The 17,905-nt window shown below is 72.1% G+C and carries 15 protein-coding genes and 1 pseudogene; 13 read left to right on the top strand and 3 right to left on the bottom strand.

Translation table 11 applies throughout. The features are described from left to right. The first annotated feature begins 38 nt into the window (after positions 1–38). Entirely contained in the window at positions 39–1,661 is a 1,623-nt protein-coding gene (locus GUY60_RS17945; RefSeq protein ID WP_161699001.1) for an amidohydrolase, read from the top strand. Positions 1,662–2,113: 452 nt separating this feature from the next. Further along, on the top strand, positions 2,114–3,043 hold the full coding sequence (locus GUY60_RS17940; protein WP_161698999.1) for a prealbumin-like fold domain-containing protein: 930 nt from the start codon (positions 2,114–2,116) through the stop codon (positions 3,041–3,043). Between the two features lie 330 nt (positions 3,044–3,373). On the opposite strand, the pseudogene GUY60_RS17935 reads toward GUY60_RS17940, so the two are convergent. Continuing rightward, positions 3,374–4,066, bottom strand: a pseudogene (locus tag GUY60_RS17935) (L,D-transpeptidase family protein); the annotation flags it as partial. Between the two features lie 414 nt (positions 4,067–4,480). On the opposite strand from GUY60_RS17935, the gene GUY60_RS17930 reads away from it, so the two are divergent. From GUY60_RS17930 to GUY60_RS17920, 3 genes are all read left to right on the top strand, one after another. After that, positions 4,481–5,338, top strand: a complete 858-nt coding sequence (locus GUY60_RS17930; RefSeq protein WP_161698995.1) for a dienelactone hydrolase family protein — start codon at positions 4,481–4,483, stop codon at positions 5,336–5,338. Between the two features lie 123 nt (positions 5,339–5,461). Further along, a complete protein-coding gene (locus GUY60_RS17925; protein ID WP_161698994.1) occupies positions 5,462–6,547 on the top strand; it encodes an ABC transporter permease in 1,086 nt (361 codons plus the stop codon). A 93-nt stretch (positions 6,548–6,640) separates the two neighbouring features. Then, positions 6,641–6,970, top strand: coding sequence for a deoxyxylulose-5-phosphate synthase (locus GUY60_RS17920; protein ID WP_161698992.1), 330 nt, complete (start codon positions 6,641–6,643; stop codon positions 6,968–6,970). A gap of 19 nt (positions 6,971–6,989) precedes the next feature. Here GUY60_RS17920 and GUY60_RS17915 read toward each other — a convergent pair whose 3' ends face one another. Then, a complete protein-coding gene (locus GUY60_RS17915; protein ID WP_246235178.1) occupies positions 6,990–7,760 on the bottom strand; it encodes an ArsR/SmtB family transcription factor in 771 nt (256 codons plus the stop codon). 535 nt (positions 7,761–8,295) lie between these two features. On the opposite strand from GUY60_RS17915, the gene GUY60_RS17910 reads away from it, so the two are divergent. From GUY60_RS17910 to GUY60_RS17875, 8 genes are all read left to right on the top strand, one after another. Continuing rightward, positions 8,296–8,868 (top strand): TetR/AcrR family transcriptional regulator, encoded by a 573-nt coding sequence (locus GUY60_RS17910; protein WP_161698988.1) that lies wholly within the window; start codon positions 8,296–8,298, stop codon positions 8,866–8,868. A gap of 111 nt (positions 8,869–8,979) precedes the next feature. Then, on the top strand, positions 8,980–9,714 hold the full coding sequence (locus GUY60_RS17905) for a hypothetical protein (protein WP_161698986.1): 735 nt from the start codon (positions 8,980–8,982) through the stop codon (positions 9,712–9,714). A 35-nt stretch (positions 9,715–9,749) separates the two neighbouring features. Further along, the gene (locus tag GUY60_RS17900) at positions 9,750–10,190 is read left to right on the top strand and encodes a VOC family protein (protein ID WP_161698985.1); all 441 of its coding nucleotides are present in this window, start codon (positions 9,750–9,752) and stop codon (positions 10,188–10,190) included. Positions 10,191–10,340: 150 nt separating this feature from the next. Continuing rightward, positions 10,341–11,024: a GntR family transcriptional regulator gene (locus GUY60_RS17895; protein WP_161699003.1), complete on the top strand. Its 684-nt coding sequence runs from the start codon at positions 10,341–10,343 to the stop codon at positions 11,022–11,024. A 268-nt stretch (positions 11,025–11,292) separates the two neighbouring features. Further along, the gene (locus tag GUY60_RS17890) at positions 11,293–12,585 is read left to right on the top strand and encodes an amidohydrolase family protein (RefSeq protein ID WP_161698983.1); all 1,293 of its coding nucleotides are present in this window, start codon (positions 11,293–11,295) and stop codon (positions 12,583–12,585) included. 100 nt (positions 12,586–12,685) lie between these two features. Further along, a complete protein-coding gene (locus GUY60_RS17885; protein ID WP_161698981.1) occupies positions 12,686–13,996 on the top strand; it encodes an amidohydrolase in 1,311 nt (436 codons plus the stop codon). A gap of 205 nt (positions 13,997–14,201) precedes the next feature. Then, positions 14,202–15,476, top strand: coding sequence for an MFS transporter (locus tag GUY60_RS17880; RefSeq protein WP_161698979.1), 1,275 nt, complete (start codon positions 14,202–14,204; stop codon positions 15,474–15,476). Positions 15,477–15,549: 73 nt separating this feature from the next. Continuing rightward, complete coding sequence (locus GUY60_RS17875) at positions 15,550–16,377, top strand: aminoglycoside adenylyltransferase family protein (protein ID WP_161698977.1); 828 nt, start codon at positions 15,550–15,552, stop codon at positions 16,375–16,377. Between the two features lie 4 nt (positions 16,378–16,381). On the opposite strand, the gene GUY60_RS17870 is transcribed toward GUY60_RS17875, so the two are convergent. Then, positions 16,382–17,782 (bottom strand): NADP-dependent succinic semialdehyde dehydrogenase, encoded by a 1,401-nt coding sequence (locus GUY60_RS17870; RefSeq protein ID WP_161698973.1) that lies wholly within the window; start codon positions 17,780–17,782, stop codon positions 16,382–16,384. Positions 17,783–17,905 lie beyond the last annotated feature (123 nt).

Genomic DNA, 17,905 nt, shown 5'->3' with positions numbered 1-17,905 from the left:
CCCCCACCCCTTCCCCATATTCACACCCTGGAGCACCCGTGCGTACGTCCCTCGTCCTGCTCTCCGCCCGTCTTCTCGACCCGCTGACCGGCGGGTTCCTGCCGCAGAGTGCGGTGGCTGTGTCCGACGGGCGGATCGTCGCGCTCGGGGACGACCGTGAGATGCGGGCGCTCGCCGACGCCGGGACCACCGTGGTCGACCTGGCAGGAGCGGTCGTCACACCCGGCCTCGTCGACGGACATCTGCACCCGGTGTCGGGCGCCGAGCTGACCCACGGGCTCGACCTGTCGGCCTGCGCCATCCTGGAGGACGTACGGGCCGCGCTGGCGCGTGCGGTACGCGGGCTCGAGCGCGGTGAGTGGCTGCAGGGCTGGGGTCTCGACCCGAACGTGTTCGGGGACCGGCCGGTCGAGGCGGCCGCGCTCGCGCCGGTCCTGGACGGCGTCCCCGCACTGCTCCGGCTGTTCGACGCGCACTCGACGCTGGCCAGTCCGCGCGCCCTGGAACTCGCGGGCGTCGACGGCCCGCAGGAGTTCACCCAGGCCGCCGAGGTGGTCTGCGACGCGGACGGGCGGCCGACCGGGCTGCTCCTGGAGGACGCCGCCTGCGAACTCGTGGAACGCGCCGCGCCCCAGCCCACCCGCGCGGAGCGGAGGCACCGACTCGCCGCCGTACTGGGCGAGATGGCCGCCTCCGGCCTCACCGGCGGCCACGCCATGGACGCGCACGGCGACAGCCTGGACCTCTACGCGGAGCTCGATTCGGCCGGGGAACTCCCGCTGCGGCTGCGCGTCGCTCCGTGGTGCCAGCCCGGTGTGGACGCCGACGGGGTACGCGCCCTGATCGACCAGCAGAACGCGGGCGGTGCGCTGTGGCGGGTGGACGGCGTCAAGCTGTTCATGGACGGCACCATCGACAACGGCACGGCCTGGCTGGAGCGCCCGGACTGCCACGGCGAGTCCACCCACGCCTTCTGGCCCGACCCCGAGGCGTACACCCATGTCATCGGCGAGCTGCACCGGGCCGGGGTGCCCACGGCGACCCATGCCATCGGCGACGCCGCCGTACGCCACGCCCTCGACGCGGTGGCCGAGGCCGGGGGCGGCGCGGGCAGTGGCGTGCGGCACCGGGTCGAGCACATCGAGACCGTGCCCGACGACACGCTGCGGCGCTTCGCCGAGCTCGGTGTCCTCGCGTCCATGCAGCCCACGCACTGCTGTGACTTCACCCGCGCCGACCACACCGACAACTGGTCGCGGCGGCTCGGTGAGGAGCGCGCGGGCCGCGCCTGGCGCTGCCGCGACCTGTGGGACTCCGGCGCCACGGTGGTACTGGGCTCGGACTGGCCGATCGCCCCGTACCCGCCGCTCGCGGTCATGGCCGGGGCCCGGCACCGCCGCCCAAGCCGCGACCTGACGCAGCCGCCGCACGGTCCCGAGCAGGCCCTGACCGCGCTCGAGGCGCTGCGCGCCATCACGGTCAACGCGGCCTACGCGGCGGGCGAGGAGGACCGGGCCGGGCAACTGGCGGTCGGGCACCGCGCGGACCTCACGGTGTTCGCGGAGAACCCGCTGACCACGGCGGCGACCGAACTGCCCGAGCTGCCGGTCCTGATGACGGTCCTTGAGGGCCGCACCACACACCGGGCCGCCACGCTCTGAGCCCCCGGGTCCCGTGATCGGTCCGGTCACGGGTCCGGTGATCGGTCCGGTCACAGGTCCGGTGACCGGCAGGTCGCCGGACCTCTCGCAGGCCAGGGCAGGCCGACACCCGCCCGGACCCGCGCCGAATGATCTCGCCTATTCCGTGAGGCAGTTGGGCCGCACACCCCGTTCGGCGGCGCCCGCCGGCAAGTACCGGATCTGTGCCGCATCCGGCAGCGCCCACCCCGAAAACCCCAGCTACAGGAGTACGGCAGCGTCTTGCCCGTTATCGCCGCGTGGGTGAATAAACACACCATTTGCTCGCGTACGGGTGGAGATCCGAAACCGGCCGGGTAACAGTGGCCGAGGTCGGGCGCCGTGCCCGACAGCCAGGCAAGTGCGTGAGAAGTCGGGCGGATACGCCGCCCACTGGTGGACCACGCGCCCCTGCTCCTCACGAAGGGAAACTCATGGCCTCTGTCAAGATGGGTGTGGCTGGTCGTACCGCTCTTGGTGCGGTTTTCGCAGCGAGCCTTGTCGCGACGACCGCCGGTACGGCCCACGCCGCAGCGGGTGAGAGCTCGGCGTACGGCGCGAAGGCGTCGCTGGGTCCCGTCACCATCGCCGAGACCGTCAAGTCCGCGTTCCCGGGTGGCCCGCCGTCCGCCAACCTCGCCTCTCTCACACTCCCGACCATCGGCTCCATCAACGCGATCGAGACCACCGCGACGGGCAACGCCTCGGACGGGACCACCCATTCGACCGCCCAGACCGCCGAGGCCTCCGTCAACCTGGCGCTCGCCACCGTCAGCGCCGACGCGATCACCGCCACCTGTGACGCCACACCCGGTTCCACGCCGGTCGGCTCGGCCACCGTCACGAACGGCGCCGCGACGACCCCGCTTGGCATCGGCGACATCACCTTCCCGGCCAACCCGGCCCCGAACACGACGCTGACACTCCCCGCCGGCCTGGGCGAGGTCATCCTCAACGAACAGATCGAGAACGGCGACGGCTCACTGACCGTCAACGCCATCCACCTCAATGTGGCCTCGCCCTCACCGTTCGCGGGCGAGCTGGTCATCGCGTCCACCACCTGCGGTGCGGGCACGGCCGACGGCGGCAAGATCACCAGCGCCGCGGTCGACCAGGACGGCGAGCAGCTCGCGGGTGTCGCCTTCGAGTTGAGGAAGCCGGGCGCCACCGCCCCGTCCTGCACCACCAACGGCGAGGGCACCTGCGACTTCGCCAACCTGGAGCCGGGCACGTACGAGCTGTGCGTGACCGACGTTCCTGACGGCTACGGCCTGCCCAAGCCGCGCTGCAAGGAGGTCGTCATCGACGGCAACAACCGCTTGGTGCGCTTCGTGATCCCGGGGGAGAACGGCAAGAAGGCCTGACCGCCTCACGCCCTTGAACGGGGCGGGTGGCGCGGCTGACACCAGCCGCCCCACCCGCCCCGCTTCTGTGTGTGCCCGCCGGACCAGGTGGCGTCGGGCACACAGAAGCGGGCGGAGTGGCTGGTTCAGCCACGCCGCCCGCCGCTTCGCCCGCCACTCCGCCCGCCGCTTCGCCGCCTGCGGGATTCTCCGGGTCGGCTACCGGAGTGCCGCCTCAAGCTCCGCCCGCGACGGCGGCACGTCCGCCGTCGGGTCCTCGGCGATACCGTCCGCTCCGAAGCCCTGGGCGATCAGCACATCGTCCGGGAGGCCGCCGCCGTCGCGCTTGCCGGTGCCCGGCTTGGTGCCCCAGACATACACCCGGTCACCGACCTTCAGCAGGTTGAACAGCCGCTTGGCGTCCGCCGCGTACATGTTCACGCAGCCGTGCGAACCCGACTTGAACAGGTCGGAGTACGTCCCGTGCAGCGCCTGCCCGCCGTTGAAGAACTGCGAGTGCGGCATGGGGGCGTTGTCGTAGAGCGTCGAGAAGTGCCGGGCGCGCTTCACATAGATCTTGTGCCAGCCGCGCCGTGTCTCGTACCCGTCCTTGCCGCTGCGGATCGGGACGGGTGCGAAGACGACCTTGCGGCCCTTCTGCACCCACAGGATCTGCCGGTTGAGGTCCACACACGTGACCCGGTACGAGCGGACCGGGCACTTCCCCTCAGCGTTGGGGTTCTCCCTGACCTCGTGGACGAGCAGCATCCGGTACGTCTTGAGGTCGGCCTTGCCGTTGGCCGGCTTCAGGCCGAGGCGCTCCTGGAGGTCGCGGATGGCGACGCAGTCCTCGGTGGACTGCACACCGTCACGCGGCAGGCCCAGCTTCTTCTCCAACTGCCACTGGTACGCGCCGGAGGACGCCGTGCAGGGCTTCTCCGGTGCGTTCGTGGGCTGGGTCTGCTGTGCGTGGGCGGCCGTTGAGGCCAGTAACTGACCGGCCAGGACCGCGGAGCAGGCGATCAGCCCGGCAGCGGTGGACAGGGGTCGCGACGTCACGACGCGCACCGACCTTCCTCCCTGAGACAGGGGGTCGAAGAATGAGGCACTGCCTCGGTTGTAAGCGCGTGCGTGGGGGTGCGCCGGACAACTGCTCCGCATGGCCGAGCAATTCAGGTGCACAGTTCACCTGTGTCGTTGCGCGCGTATCGACCCGTTCCGTGCCATCGCTCCGGCCCCGGACGGACGGCCGCCGGTCCCCCGTACCCCGGTAGGCCGCAAGTACCTTCGGTGGTACGGGAGTTGGCCGACGCGTATCGGCGGTGACGTGGCGTTCGTCGCAGCGCGGGCCGTACGGCACCTGAGTGATCGTTCTGCTGACATGCTCGTCGGTGACCGTGGGCCCGTACGGCCAGGGTTTGCTACCGGTGGCAGCGACGGAATGAGGCGGAGACGACGATGGCCGACCACGACCTGTCGGGGTTCGAGCGCGGCTCGTTCACACACGGGGGCGTCACCCATGACGTACTGCGGCGCGGCACGGGGCCCGCCGTCATCGTCATCGCGGAGGTGCCGGGCATCACGCCGAAGGTGCTGAGGTTCGCCGCGCGGGTGGCCGAGATCGGGTGCACGGCGGTGCTGCCGGTGCTGTTCGGCAGGCCCGGACGCGACCCCGACCCGCGGGCGCACGGGAAGCTGCGGTCGAGCGCGTACATGGCGTCGACCATTCTGAAGGTGTGTGTGAGCCGGGAGTTCACGACGTTCGCCCTCGGGCGCAGCTCCCCGGTGGTGGACTGGCTGCGGGGCCTGGCCGCGGCCGAGCACGAGCGGTGCGGCGGGCCCGGTGTGGGGGCCGTCGGCATGTGCCTGACCGGGGGTTTCGCACTGGCGATGGCGACGGACGAGCGGATGCTCGCGCCGGTGCTCTCGCAGCCGTCGCTGCCGCTCCCGCCGACCGCGCGCAACCGGCACGGGATCGATGTGTCCGCGGCGGACCTGGCCGTGGTCAAGGACCGCTGCGCGCGGGACGGGTTGCGGGTGCTCGGCCTGCGGTTCCGCGGCGACAAGCTGGTGCCGGGCGACCGCTTCGCGTTTCTGCGCCGGGAGCTCGGCGAGGGGTTCATCGCCGTGGAGTTGGACGACGCGGACGCCGACCCCGATTCGACGATGACGCCGCACTCCGTACTGACGGAACACCTGGTCGACGAGCCGGGGCAGCCGACCCGGGCCGCGCTCGACCAGGTGCTCGACCTGTTCCGCAGCCGGCTCCTCGAAGCCGGGGACCCGCTGGGCGCGGAGGACGAGGGCGTGGCCTGAGGGGCTGCGGGGGACGGTGCCTGGACGGGACGCGAGGACTTTGCCTGGACGGGCGGTGGGCGCCGGACCCGTACGGGCCCTCAGCAGTACAGATCGTGACGTATCGCTGCTTACCGTGTGGGAATGCACGAGCCGACCGATCCCGAGCGCCCCCATCCGCCGCACGGAGCGCACGGCCGGGTACCCACCCGCCGGGAGCGCTGGGAGGCGTTCAAGGAGTCGCCGTTCCTGCCCGCGACCGTGCTGGTGTTCATCCTGGCGGCCGCCGCCGGCCTCTTCGCCGGCAGCTATACGTACTCGATGGCCGACCCCACGCCCAGGCACGTGCCCGCCGCGGTGGTCGGGGTCGCCCACGATTCGGCGCGCGGCAAGGCGTTCGTGGACGGCATGGAGAAGGCGCTGGACGCGACCCTCGCCCTGACGTCCTACGACACGTACGCCGAGGCCGAGGAGGCGGTGGACGAGCAGCGGGCGTTCGCGATCCTCGATGTGCACGGGCAGCAGCGGGTCACGCTCGCCGTCTCCGGGGCCTCGGGCGCCTCGGTGGCCCAACTCCTCGCGGAGGCCGGGGAGTCGGTGGGGAAGCAGCTCGGTGTGCCGGTGACGGTGCGGGACATCAACCCGATGCAGCCGGGCGATCCACGGGGTCTGGCTATCTTCTACATCTCGCTGGCCGCCGTGATCCTCGGGTTCGTCGGGGCGATCCAGCTGAGCGTGCACGCGCGGAGCCTCAATCCGCTGGAGCGCATCGGCTTCACGGTGGCGTACGCGCTGCTCGGCGGGTTCGCCATCGCCATGGTGGTCGACTGGTGGCTGGGCGCGGTGAATCTGCCGTTCTTCGAGTCGTGGCTGATCCTCGCGCTGACGATGTTCACCTCGGGCATGGTCTTCACCATGTTCAACACCCTCTTCGGGCGCTGGGCGATGCTGCCCACCTGGGGCCTGATGGTGCTGCTCGGCAATCCGTCGTCGGGCGGCGCCGTGTCCTGGCCGCTGCTGCCCTCGCTGCTCGGGCACATCGGGCAGTGGCTGCCGCCGGGGGCGTCGGTCAACGCCCAGCACACGGCGGTGTACTTCGGCGATCATCAGCATGTGTTCCCCTTTCTGGTGCTCGGCGGCTGGGCGCTGCTCTCCTGCGCGGTGTTCTGGTTCTGGCGGCACCGGCACCCCGGCGGCCGCGCCCCGGCCCCGGCACACGCCGCGGCTTGAGCGCGCGGGTGCGGGCACAGCAGGCCGCCCGGCGGCCGCGGGGCTCGGCAAATCCCTTGGCGCGCCCCGCCGTTGATTGCCTAGGGTGCCGCCATGTCCCACGCCAAGACCTCCTACGTGTGCCTCCCCTGCCGCAGTTCGTACAAGCAGCCGTACGACCGGCAGCGGGAGCGGCGCTGTCCGCGGTGTGCGGCGCCGATGATCCACGCGGGCTCGGCGTTCGCGGCGCCCCGCCGACGTGACGTCGCGGCCTGGCGGACGGTGTCGGTGCTGCTGCACGCGGGCGCGGGGTTCCACAAGAGCTGCTGCGGCGGGCCTGGTTACCGCCCGCGTTCGCTGCGCGAGGTACGGGAACGCCTGACGTACGCACGGCGCAGCGGCGTACCCCTGGTCCGCGTGCTCACGTGGGACGAAGTGCCCTGAGAAGTGCGGTGCGTGGCCCTCAGGGCTGCCCGTCGAGCAGGTCTATGCCCAGCGGGGTGAGGGTGTGGCGTACCCGATGGCGGTCTCTGGTGCTGTTCACCAGTCCGGCTCGGCGCAGCACCGCCGCGTGTTCGCTGGCGGAGGACAGCGACACCCCGGCGAACTCGGCCAACTCGCTTGTGGTGCGCGGTTCCAGGAGCGTCTGGAGCACCGCCGCCCTGGTGTGGCCGAGCAGCGGCGCGAGCCGTCCGCAGGGCGCCACTGGCACCGTCCGGCGCACCACCCTGGCCGGGTAGACGAGGACCGGGTGCAGCGTTTCATTGAGGAGCGCGACCGGTGTCCTGCGGCAGAAGTACGAGGGGACGAGCAGAAGTCCGCGCCCCTGCAGGTACACGTCCCGGTCGACGGGGTAGTCGGCGCACAGGACCGGTGACCGCCAGTGCAGCATCGGTGCGAAGGTGTGCAGCATCGCCTCGGTGCCGACCTGGCACTGAGTCCGTGTCCGGGTCATCCGGTCCCGGTCGACGCGGGCCGCGATGTCCGGCCAGCGGGGCGTGAGCACGGACGCGTGGTACTGCTTCAGCGCCGTGCCCAGGTGGCGCAGCGCGCCGGTGTCGCCGTCGCCCAGCGAACGGGCCCAGGTGGGAAGGGAGTTGCCTTCGGCGAGCAGTCCCATTTCGGTGTGGAGCCGGCGGCGCGGTGTGCGCAGTACGGCCTCGATGCCTTCGTCGAGGCCTCCGGCGGCCGCGGCGGGCGTGAGGAAGTCCGGAAAGTATCCGCGTCCGGGCATCAGTGGGGCCAGCATCCGCTGGGCCTGCCGACTGGCTCGGCACGCTCTGCGGCGCCAGGCGTCGAGCAGTGGTTCTGGCCGCCTTTCGTGAAGTTGTTGCATGCTCAGGACGGTTTCCCACAATGGGTCCGGTCCGTCCGCGATCCGTGTGCGCGCCAGGTCACCGGCGCTGAAGTGCATTCGCAGCACGACTTCCCCCGAAGTCCCCCGAGTTGGTTCCCAAGAAGGCCGTTCTCCGGTCTCGCCCGATCGGCGTGAGAATGACCGTTCTCTCCTGGCGACTGTAGTGCTTGAGAACCGCGGTTCTCAAGGAGTTGGACAGGGCGCGAGAGGCGGTGCGGGCGCATTCGCGCCGCCGCGGAACCCGGTCGCGCGCTCCCCCACGCCCTCCCCCACCTCTCCACGCCCTTGCGGCCACAGCGTGCGGACCGCATGCCGAGGGCCCATGGACAGAGCGCATCCGGAGGCGCGAGAATGACTGTTCTCACGCCGCTACCGGCGTGAACTCCACGTTCCGGAAGGCGTTTTGCAGTTCATGGACGACGATGCGGTCTCCCATGTCGTGGCGGTAGCGGACGACCTCTTCTTCACTCATGGCGTGCACGCGGTGACGATGCAGCGGATACGGGCCGAGGCGGGGGTGCCGCTGAAGAAGCTGTACGCGATGTTCCCCTCCAAGGACGAGCTGCTCGCGGCCTGTCTCCAGCGCCGCGACCAGATCGCCAGGACCGGCCTGAGGGAGCGCGCGAGCGGCGCCCTGTCGCCGGTGGAGCGGGTGCTCTCCGTCTTCGACTTCCTGGACGACTGGTTCCACCAACCGGGCTTCCACGGCTGTGTGTTCGCGGGGGCGTTCGGCGAGGCGGGCGCGGCCGCGCCGGTGGTGACGGCCGCCGTGCAGGCACACAAGCGGAGCCTGCTCGAGCTGCTGACCGAGCTGGTGGCGGAGGCCGGACCGCCCGACGCGGAGGCGGTGGGCGCGCAGCTCGCCGTGCTGTTCGACGGCGCGATGGCGGTGGCCACGTTCACCGGGGACACGGACGCGGCCCGGCACGCACGGCACGCGGCCCGCGCCGTACTCGACGCGGCGCTGGTGCCGGCCAGGAACTGATCCGGCCGGCCTCGCTCCACCGCATCCTCCGTACGCTCCCCCGCATCTTCCGTACCCCGCCCGGCAGTTGACGTATGCCGATGTCAGTGCGTCCCGATACGATCACGCCCCATGAACGACGACGTGCGCAACATCGTGCTCGGGGTGATAGCCACCGGGGTGGCCACGGCCATCGGCTGGTTCGCCCGTACGTACGTGTGGCGCCGCAGGCTCCGGCGCAGGCAGCGGTTCTTCGGCCTCCCCGACAACGCCGACTGTCTGCTTGTCGTCAACCAGTCGGCGGGGAGCGCGGGCGGCTGGACGGTGGCGCGGCGCGATGTGTTCGCGCTGCTTGAGCTGTACGCGTTGATCAAGGACTGCGGTGCGAATGTGCAGATCGTCGCGCACGACGGGATACAGCAAGGGTTCGGCGAGCGCACCGAGTTCTGCGTCGGAGGGCCGGTGTCCAATCAGCGGATGGCGGCGCATCTGCGGTCGCTGCTGCCCGGTGTGGAAGTGAACACGGACTCCGCACCCGGCCCCGACCGGGGCGCGATCCGGGTCGGCGGCGAGTGGTACCGCTGGGAGCGGGGCGCCACCGAGCACGTTCTGCTCGCCCGGCTCACCGCCGGACAGGCCGGTCCCGACGCCCGCCCGGTGTTCCTCGCGTCCGGGCAGCACTCCAACACCAACCACGCCGCGGTGCGCTATCTCGCCCGGAACCACGGCAAGTTGATCCGCAAGTACGGCGACGCCTCGTTCTGCCTCGTGCTCAAGGTCATCAACCCCGATGCGTACGGACCCGATGTCGTCGAGCTCACCGCCGACGTCACCCGGGCCGCGCTGACCCCGGCGCCCCGGTCCTGAGCGGCGTTGTCAGTGGTGGCCCGTACGGTCGTGGCATGACCATCGGAATCGACCTGACCCTCGACTGCGCTGACGCCCAAGTCCTCGGCGCCTTCTGGAAGACGGCGCTCGGGTACGTGGACGAGCCGCCGCCCGCGCCGTTCGCCACGCGTGCGGAGTGGCTGGCGCACCTCGGCCTGCCCGAGGGTGACGCGGCGGACGGGGCGTGGCTGTGCTCGCCGGAGGGTGTGGGTCCGCGCCTTTCGATCCTGCGGGTGCCCGAGCCGAAGACGGCGAAGAACCGTCTGCACCTGGACATCCGGATACCGGGCCACGGCACGCCCGCCGAGCGCTGGTCCCGGATCAGGGCCGAGGCGGAGCGCCTTGTGCGTGCGGGCGGCCGGGTCCTGGCGGAGGTCGACGAGCATCACGTGATCATGGCGGACCCGGAGGGGAACGAGTTCTGCGTGGCCGCCGCCCCGGCCGCGCGTGGATGAACGGGCCGGTGGGACGCGGCCGCCGACCGGCTCGGGCGGCAGCTCCGGGAGCGCGGGGCGGCGGCGGTGACGCCTGGCGCCGTATCCTCCACAGCAGGGCCGGGCAGGTGAACGTAAGGACGGAAGCACGTGGCGGGTAGTACGGAACGGATGTCGTTGAGTGCGCAGGCGCGCGAGGCCGTGCGGCAGCGCATCGTCGACCGCCGTTACGCCCTGGGGGCCCGCCTGGTCGAGCGGGAGATCGCCGAGGAGCTGCGGATGTCCCGGGTCCCGGTCCGGGAGGCGCTGCGCGCACTCGTCGCCGAGGGACTGCTCGAGCTGCTGCCGCACAGCGGGGTGCGGGTGCGGAAGCTCGAACGGGCCGATGTACAGCACCTGTACGAGGTGTGGGAGCCGCTGGCCGTACAGGCGTCGCGGCTCGCTGCGCGCCGGGTCGCGGAGCACGCCCCCAACGACCCGGCGGGCCTGACCCGGCTGCGGGCCACCCTCGAGCACGCGGACGCGGCGTCCCAGTCCGACGACGCGGCGAAGGAAGTGGCCGCGCACACCGCCTTCCACGAGGGCATCGTGGCACTGGCCGGGAATCCGCTCCTTGAACGGATGATGGAGCAGTTGAGCTGGCAGTTGCAGCTGCTGTTCGGGATGCGCGCGGAGCCCGACCACATGCGGGCCCAGCACCACTCGATCTTCCGGTGCATCGCGGCGGGCGACGAGGAGACGTCGGCGGCGGGCACGCTGCTGCACGTCCGGGACAGCCGGGCGGTGGCCCTGCGTTCGCTCTTCGAAGGAGAGCGTGACGGAGGGCGTGACGGAGAAGGTCCGTCCGAGTCCTGACGACGGTCGAGCGGCCGGCTCGCGAGCACCCCGTGGTCCATGGACCGGGCCTCGCACGCCGCTGATCTCCTCGTATCGACATCCACGTCGGTATACCAAGGTGAAATACCCTTGTGGATTTTCCCGGCACAATCCGGCAAAAGCCTCACATCTCTCGGGAGGCTCCTTGCGCGATTCCAGGATCGGTATACAAACTGACGGACGCGGGCCCTCCGCCCTTCCCCGGCTGTCCGCTTCCGTCACCCGCTCATCCGTCCTGGAGCCACCCATGTGCGTCGAGAACACCCCGCCCCCTTCGTCCCGGCTCACACGGCGCGGCATCCTCGCGGGTGCGGCCGCCCTCGCGGGCACCACCGCGGCGCTCTCCGCCGGGGCGCCCCGTGCCGCGGCGGCCGACCGCTCCGGCCGTACCGAGCGTCCGGGCCGGGCGACCACGGGTGACCTGGTCATCGAGGGCGGCACGCTGCTCGACCCGGCGACCGGCGAGGTCACCGAGGACGCGGTGGTCGTCATCGTCGACGGCGTCGTGCGCGCGGCCGGCGCCCGCAGCCGTACGCAGGTTCCCGACGGCATCGAGAAGCTGGACGCGCACGGCAGCTGGATCCTGCCCGGACTCGTCGAGGCGCACATCCACCTGAACACCGCGGCCGAGGCGCGCGAGGCCGTCCTGAAGGGCGCCACCAGCGCCCGCAGCGGCTCAACCAACTTCTACCAGGACATCGCCGTACGGGAGTTGGCGCGGCAGGCGCCGCAGCTCGCGCCGCGGCTGCGAGCCGCCGGTGTGTTCGTCACGCCCGACCTGGGCGACACGATCCTCGCCGACCCCGACCTCACCCCGCTGGCCAAGCTGAAGGACGGCGTGCGCTCGCCCGAGGCGCTGCGCCGCGTCGTCGAGGTCAACCTGGCCCGTGGCGCCGACGTCGTCAAGACCCGCGTCAACGAGCGCGCCGGTCTGCCGGAGCAGAACCCGCTGGCCCAGGTGTACGACCGCGAGCAGCTGTCCGCGATCGTCGGGGCCGCGCGGCGCGGCGGCAAGGGCGTGCTCTGCCACAGCTACAGCGAGAAGGGCTGCCACGACGCGGTCATGGCGGGCGTGCGCTCCGTCGAGCACGGCGCGTTCATCGGCGAGCACACCCTGCGCGAGATGAAGCGCCGCGGCACGTACTTCACGCCGACCCTCTCCGCGATGGCGGGCATGGTCGGTTCCTCCGACCCGATCCTCGCCGAGCGTGGCCGTACGTTCCTGGCCGCCGCCAAGAAGCGCGCGCTCGCCGCGCACGAGATGGGTGTGCCGCTGGCCGCGGGCACCGACTCGTCCGGCGGTGAGATCGACCCGATCGGGCGTGAGGTGGAGCTGATGCGCGAGGCCGGTCTGCCCGCGCTCGACGCGATCCGCACCGCCACCACCAATGCCGCGAAGCTCCTCGGTCTCGAGGGCACGGCCGGGCGTCTGGCCCGCGGCTTCGCCGGTGACGTGGTGATCGTGGACGGGGACCCGCTGGCCGACGTGCGCGTCCTCAAGGCGCCCAAGCGCGTGGTGCGTTCCGGCATCGCGATCTGAACTTCCTTCCTGGCGTGGGCGGATGGCCCCGGCGTGAGCCGAGTCCGCCGCCCGCCCCGCCGATCCCGTACGTCCTCGTTCATCCCGAAGGAGACCCCACATGACTCCCCTGTCCCGCCGCGGCATGATCGTCGGCGCCGCCGCCCTGGCCGGTACCGCGACCGCGCTGTCGGCCGGTGCCGCCTCGTCGGCCGCTCCGGCCGGTTCGCGCGGACGTGAGGACGACCGGCCCACCAAGGCCGTGGTGTTCCGCAACGTCCGGCCGTTCGGTACGAGCAAGCCCGTGGACCTCACCGTCGTCGACGGCCGCATCACCGACGGTCCCGCCCCGCACGGTGCGCGGGTCATCGACGGTGGCGGCCGGGTCGCCCTGCCTTCGCTCGTCGACGCGCACATCCACCCGGACAAGACGTCGTGGGGCGGCGACTGGGTCTCGCGCAAGCCGGCCGGGAGCATCGCCGAGTACTGCGAGCAGGACGTCGAGCTGTTCAAGTCCCAGAAGCGCACGGTCGGCGAGCGCAGCTACGGCCTGATGGCGCATGCCGTGACCCGCGGCACGCGCGCGATGCGCGCGCACGTGGACGTGGCGCCCGCGTACGACCTGGCCGGTGTGGAGGGCGTGGCCGAGGCCCGCAAGAAGCTGTCGCACGCGCTCGACGTGGAGATCGTGGCGTTCCCGCAGCACGGTGTGGTGCGTACGCCGGGCACGGCCGAGCTGCTCGAAGAGGCGGCGCGCGGCGGTCAGATCGACTTCGTCGGCGGCATCGACCCGATCAGCTTCGACCAGGCGATGGACGAACAGCTCGACCTGGTCTTCGGTCTGGCGGACCGGCACGGCATCGGTGTCGACATCCACCTGCACGACCGGGACGAGAAGGGCCTGCAGGTGATGCAGGCGATCATCAAGCGCACGCGCGCGCTGTCCCTGCGCGGCAAGGTGAACGTCAGCCACGTCTTCTGCCTGCCGGGCCTCTCGGACGCCGACCTCGGCAAGATGGCCGAGGACCTGAGCGACCTGGACATCTCCCTGACCACGGTCGCCCCGAACGAGTCGCTCGTGCTGCCCGTCGGCAAGTTGCAGGAGCACGGCGTGCGCGTCGGCCTCGGCTCGGACGGTGTGCGCGACTCGTGGAGCCCGTTCGGCAACGCCGACATGCTGCACCGCGCGCACATCCTGGGCTGGGTCACCGACGTCCGCCTGGACGACGAGCTGAACCACGTGTACGACGTGGCCGCGCACGGCGGCTCGGACGTCATGCAACTGGACCGGGCCGACCTGAAGCCCGGCTCGCCCGCCGACTTCGTCCTCGTCAAGGGCGAGGGCGCGCCGCAGGTCGTGGTGGACATGCCGCAGCGTGACCTGGTCGTGCACGGTGGCCGCGTCGTGGCGCGGGACGGCGAGCTGGTCTAGGACCTGCCGGTGCCCGCGGGCACCCTCGTGTCCCCCTCGCCGGGGCTCCGCACGGAGCCCCGGCGAGGTGTTTTCGCGAGGCCGGCCCCCAGCTCCCGGCTTCGTTGTCAGTGGTCGCCCGTACGGTTGTCCGCACCGCTGGTCGGCGGCTCGCCCGGGTGGCGGGCGGTGCCGGCGGGACGACGGCGAGTGAGGGGTGTGGAGCGTGCGGGGCGGGCTTGGCCGGGGATTCGGGTGGCTGTGGGCGGCGTACGCGGCCAGCACGTTCGGGACGTATCTCGCCCTGGACGCGTTTCCGATGATCGCGGTGGTCGCCCTGCACGCGGGGCCGACGCAGGTGTCGCTGCTCGCTGCCGCCGGGCTGCTCGTGGGGGCCGTGGTGGCGGTGCCGCTGGGGCCGTGGGTGGACCTGCGCCGCAAGCGCCCGGTGATGATCGCGATGGACCTGGTGCGGTGCGCGGCGCTGCTGACCGTGCCGGTCGCGTATGCGCTGGGGCAGCTCGGGTTCGGGCAGTTGGTGCTGGTGTCGGTCGTGGTCGCGGCGGCGGAGATCACGTTCCGTTCGGCCGCGGGCGCCTGTCTCAAGGGTCTTGTGGCCCCCGCTGATCTGCTGGCCGCCAACAGCCGCTTCGAGGCGACCACTTGGACGGCCACTGTGCTCGGGCCGCCGCTCGGCGGTGCCGCGGTCGGGCTCGCCGGTCCGGCGGTGACCGTCGGGGCCAACGCCGTCAGTCATCTGCTCTCCGCCGTGGGGATCCGGGCCATCGGCGGCGACGAGCCGCACCCCGCGCGCGGCGGCGCCCGTTCGCGGCTGCGGCGGGGCGATGTGCTCGACGGCTGGCGCGGGATTCTCGGCGACGCGGAGCTGCGCCCGCTGTTCTTGAACACCACGCTGGTCAACGGTCTGATCATGGCGCAGGCACCGCTGCTCGCCGTCCTGATGCTGGGCCCGCTCGGCTTCGCTCCCTGGCAGTACGCGCTCGCCTTCGCGGTGCCGTGTCTCGGCGGGCTGCTCGGCTCGCGGCTCGCCCGTCCGCTCGTGGCGCGCTTCGGGCGGCACCGGGTGCTGCGTACGGCGGGCACGCTGCGGGTCGTCGGGCCGCTCGGGCTCGCCTTCGTCGGGCCAGGCACGGGCGGCCTTGTCCTGGTGATGGCCGTCGAGTTCGGGCTCATCACCGCCATGGGCGTGTTCACCCCGGTGTTCAGCACGCACCGACTCGAACGCACGCCGACGGAGCGGGTGGCGCGCACCCTGTCGGCGTGGACGGTCACCGGCAAGCTCAGCATCGCGGCGCTGACCGCCCTGTGGGGGCTGCTCGCCGGACTCACCGGCACGCGCGTGGCGCTGGCGCTCGCGGGGCTGCTGCTCCTCGCCACTCCCCTGCTGCTGCCGCGCCGCGAGCACGCGGAGACCCCGGAGATACCGCAGACACCGGGTGCTCCGGAAGCTCCGGACGCCGCGACCGGCCATACGCGCTGATACGTGCCGACGTGCCGACGTGCCGACGTGCCGACGTGCCGCCTGAAATGCCCGTACCTCGAAGGGAGTTCCCGTGACCCAGACCGCCGCCGTGGTCCGTCTCGTCGCCGAGACGTTCGGCGCGGACCTCATCGGCATGTACCTGCACGGCTCGGCGCTGCTCGGCGGGTTGCGGCCGCACAGTGATGTCGACGTGCTGGTCGTGGTGCGGGAGCGCACGACGGCGCGGACCCGGCGGGCGCTGGTCGAGGCGCTGCTGCCGATCTCGGGCGATCGGGCCGACGGCGGTCCGGCCCGGCCGGTGGAGCTGACGGTCGTGGTGCAGCGCGACGTACGGCCGTGGCGTTTTCCGCCGCGCTGCGAGTTCCAGTACGGGGAGTGGCTGCGCGAGGCGTACGAGGGTGGCGTGACGCCCGAGCCGGAGCCGAGCGCCGACCTCGCCCTGCTGTTCACGATGGTGCTCCAGGGGGACGCGCCGCTGGCCGGACCGCCGCCCGCCGAGGTGCTCGACGCGGTGCCGTACGCGGACGTGGTCCGTGCGCTGCGGGCCGGAGTGCCGGAGCTGTTGGCCGAGTTGGGCTCCGACACCCGTAACGTCCTGCTGACCCTGGCCCGGATCTGGTCGACCCTGCGGACCGGGACGATCAGCTCCAAGGGGGCCGCCGCCGACTGGGCGCTGGCTCGGCTACCGGAGGAGCACCGGCCGGTCCTCGCGCACGCGCGTGCCGTCTACCGGGGTGACGCCGAGGAGTCCTGGGAGCCTCTGCTGCCCGCCGTCGGCCCGCATGCCGCGTATGTCGTCGCGGAGATCGAGCGGGCGGCGGACGAGGCGGAGGCAGGGGGTGAGGCGGAGGCAGAGGGCGAGGCGGAGATATTGGGTTGCGGACCGCCCCAGCCCTGACCGGCTACGGGGACAGCGGGCCGTACCAGACCGTCGTCGGGTTGCAGAACTCGCGGATGCCGTGGCCCGCCAACTCCCGCCCGTACCCGGAGCGTTTGGCTCCGCCGAAGGGGAGGCCGGGGTGGGAGGCGGTCATGCCGTTGATGAAGACGCCGCCCGCCTGGAGGTCGCGCACGCAGCGGGCCATCTCGTCCTCGTCGCGGGTCCAGACGTTGGAACTCAGCCCGAAGGGCGAGTCGTTGGCGAGGGTGAGGGCCTCGTCCAGGCTGTCGACGCGGTACAGCGTGGCCACCGGGCCGAAGGCCTCTTCGCGGTGGATGCGCATGGCTTCGGTGATGTCGGTCAGGACGGTGGGCTCGTAGTACCAGCCGCTGTCGAGCCGCTCGGGCCGTCGGCCACCGCACAGCACGGTCGCGCCCTTGGCCACCGCGTCGTCGACGAGTTCCTCCAGGTCCTTGCGTCCCTGTTCGGAGGCGAGCGGGCCGACATCGGTGTCCTCGGACATCGGGTCGCCGACGGTCAACTCCCGCATCCCGGCGACGAACCGCTCCCGGAACGCGTCGTGCACGTCGGTGTGCACGATGAAGCGCTTGGCGGCGATGCAGGACTGGCCGTTGTTCTGTACGCGGGCGGTGACCGCGGTCGCGGCGGCGCGGTCGACCTCGGCGCCGGACAGCACCAGGTAGGGGTCGCTGCCGCCCAGTTCCAGGACGGTCTTCTTCACCTCGTCCCCGGCGACCGAGGCCACGGCGCGGCCCGCGGGCTCGCTGCCGGTCAGGGTCGCGGCGGCCACACGCGGGTCGCGCAGGATGCCCTCGACGGCGGCCGAACCGACCAGGAGCGTCTGGAAGCAGCCCTCGGGGAAGCCCGCGCGCCGGAAGAGTTCCTCCAGGTAGAGGGCGGTCTGCGGGACGTTCGACGCGTGCTTGAGGAGGCCCACGTTGCCCGCCATCAGGGCCGGGGCGGCGAACCGTACGACCTGCCAGAGCGGGAAGTTCCACGGCATCACGGCGAGGACCACGCCGATCGGGCGGTAGTGGACGCGGGCGCGGGTGGCGCCGGAGTCCTCGACGTCGGCGCGGGCCGGCTCCTCGTCCGCGAGCAGAGCCTCGGCGTGCGCGGCGTACCAGCGCATCGCCTTCACACACTTCGCGGCCTCCGCGCGGGCCGCCTTCACGGGTTTGCCCATCTCCAGGGTCATGGTGCGGGCGACCGGGTCGATGTCCTCCTCGAGGAGGTCGGCGGCACGTTCGAGCAGGTGGGCGCGGTGGTGGAAGCCGGTGAGGCGGTACTGCCGGTACGCGTCATCGGCCGCGGCGAGCCGCCGTTCCACCTCGTCGGGGGTCAGCGCGTCGAACGTCTTGGTCGTCTCGCCCGTGGCGGGGTTGACGGTGGCGATGGGCATGGGGCTGCTCCTCCTCGCGTACGGCACGGTCTCCGGCCTCACCCCTGACCCTCGCGCGCCCCGGCCGGTGCCGCAACGTCGGCCGCCGCCCGGCCGGGGTGAGTACGCTTCCGGCGGGGGGAA

It is taken from the genome of Streptomyces boluensis (assembly GCF_009908195.1).
Classification (GTDB): Bacteria; Actinomycetota; Actinomycetes; order Streptomycetales; family Streptomycetaceae; genus Streptomyces; species Streptomyces boluensis.
The sequence above is the reverse complement of the archived record's forward strand: the minus strand, read 5'-3'. Positions and strand labels throughout refer to the sequence as shown.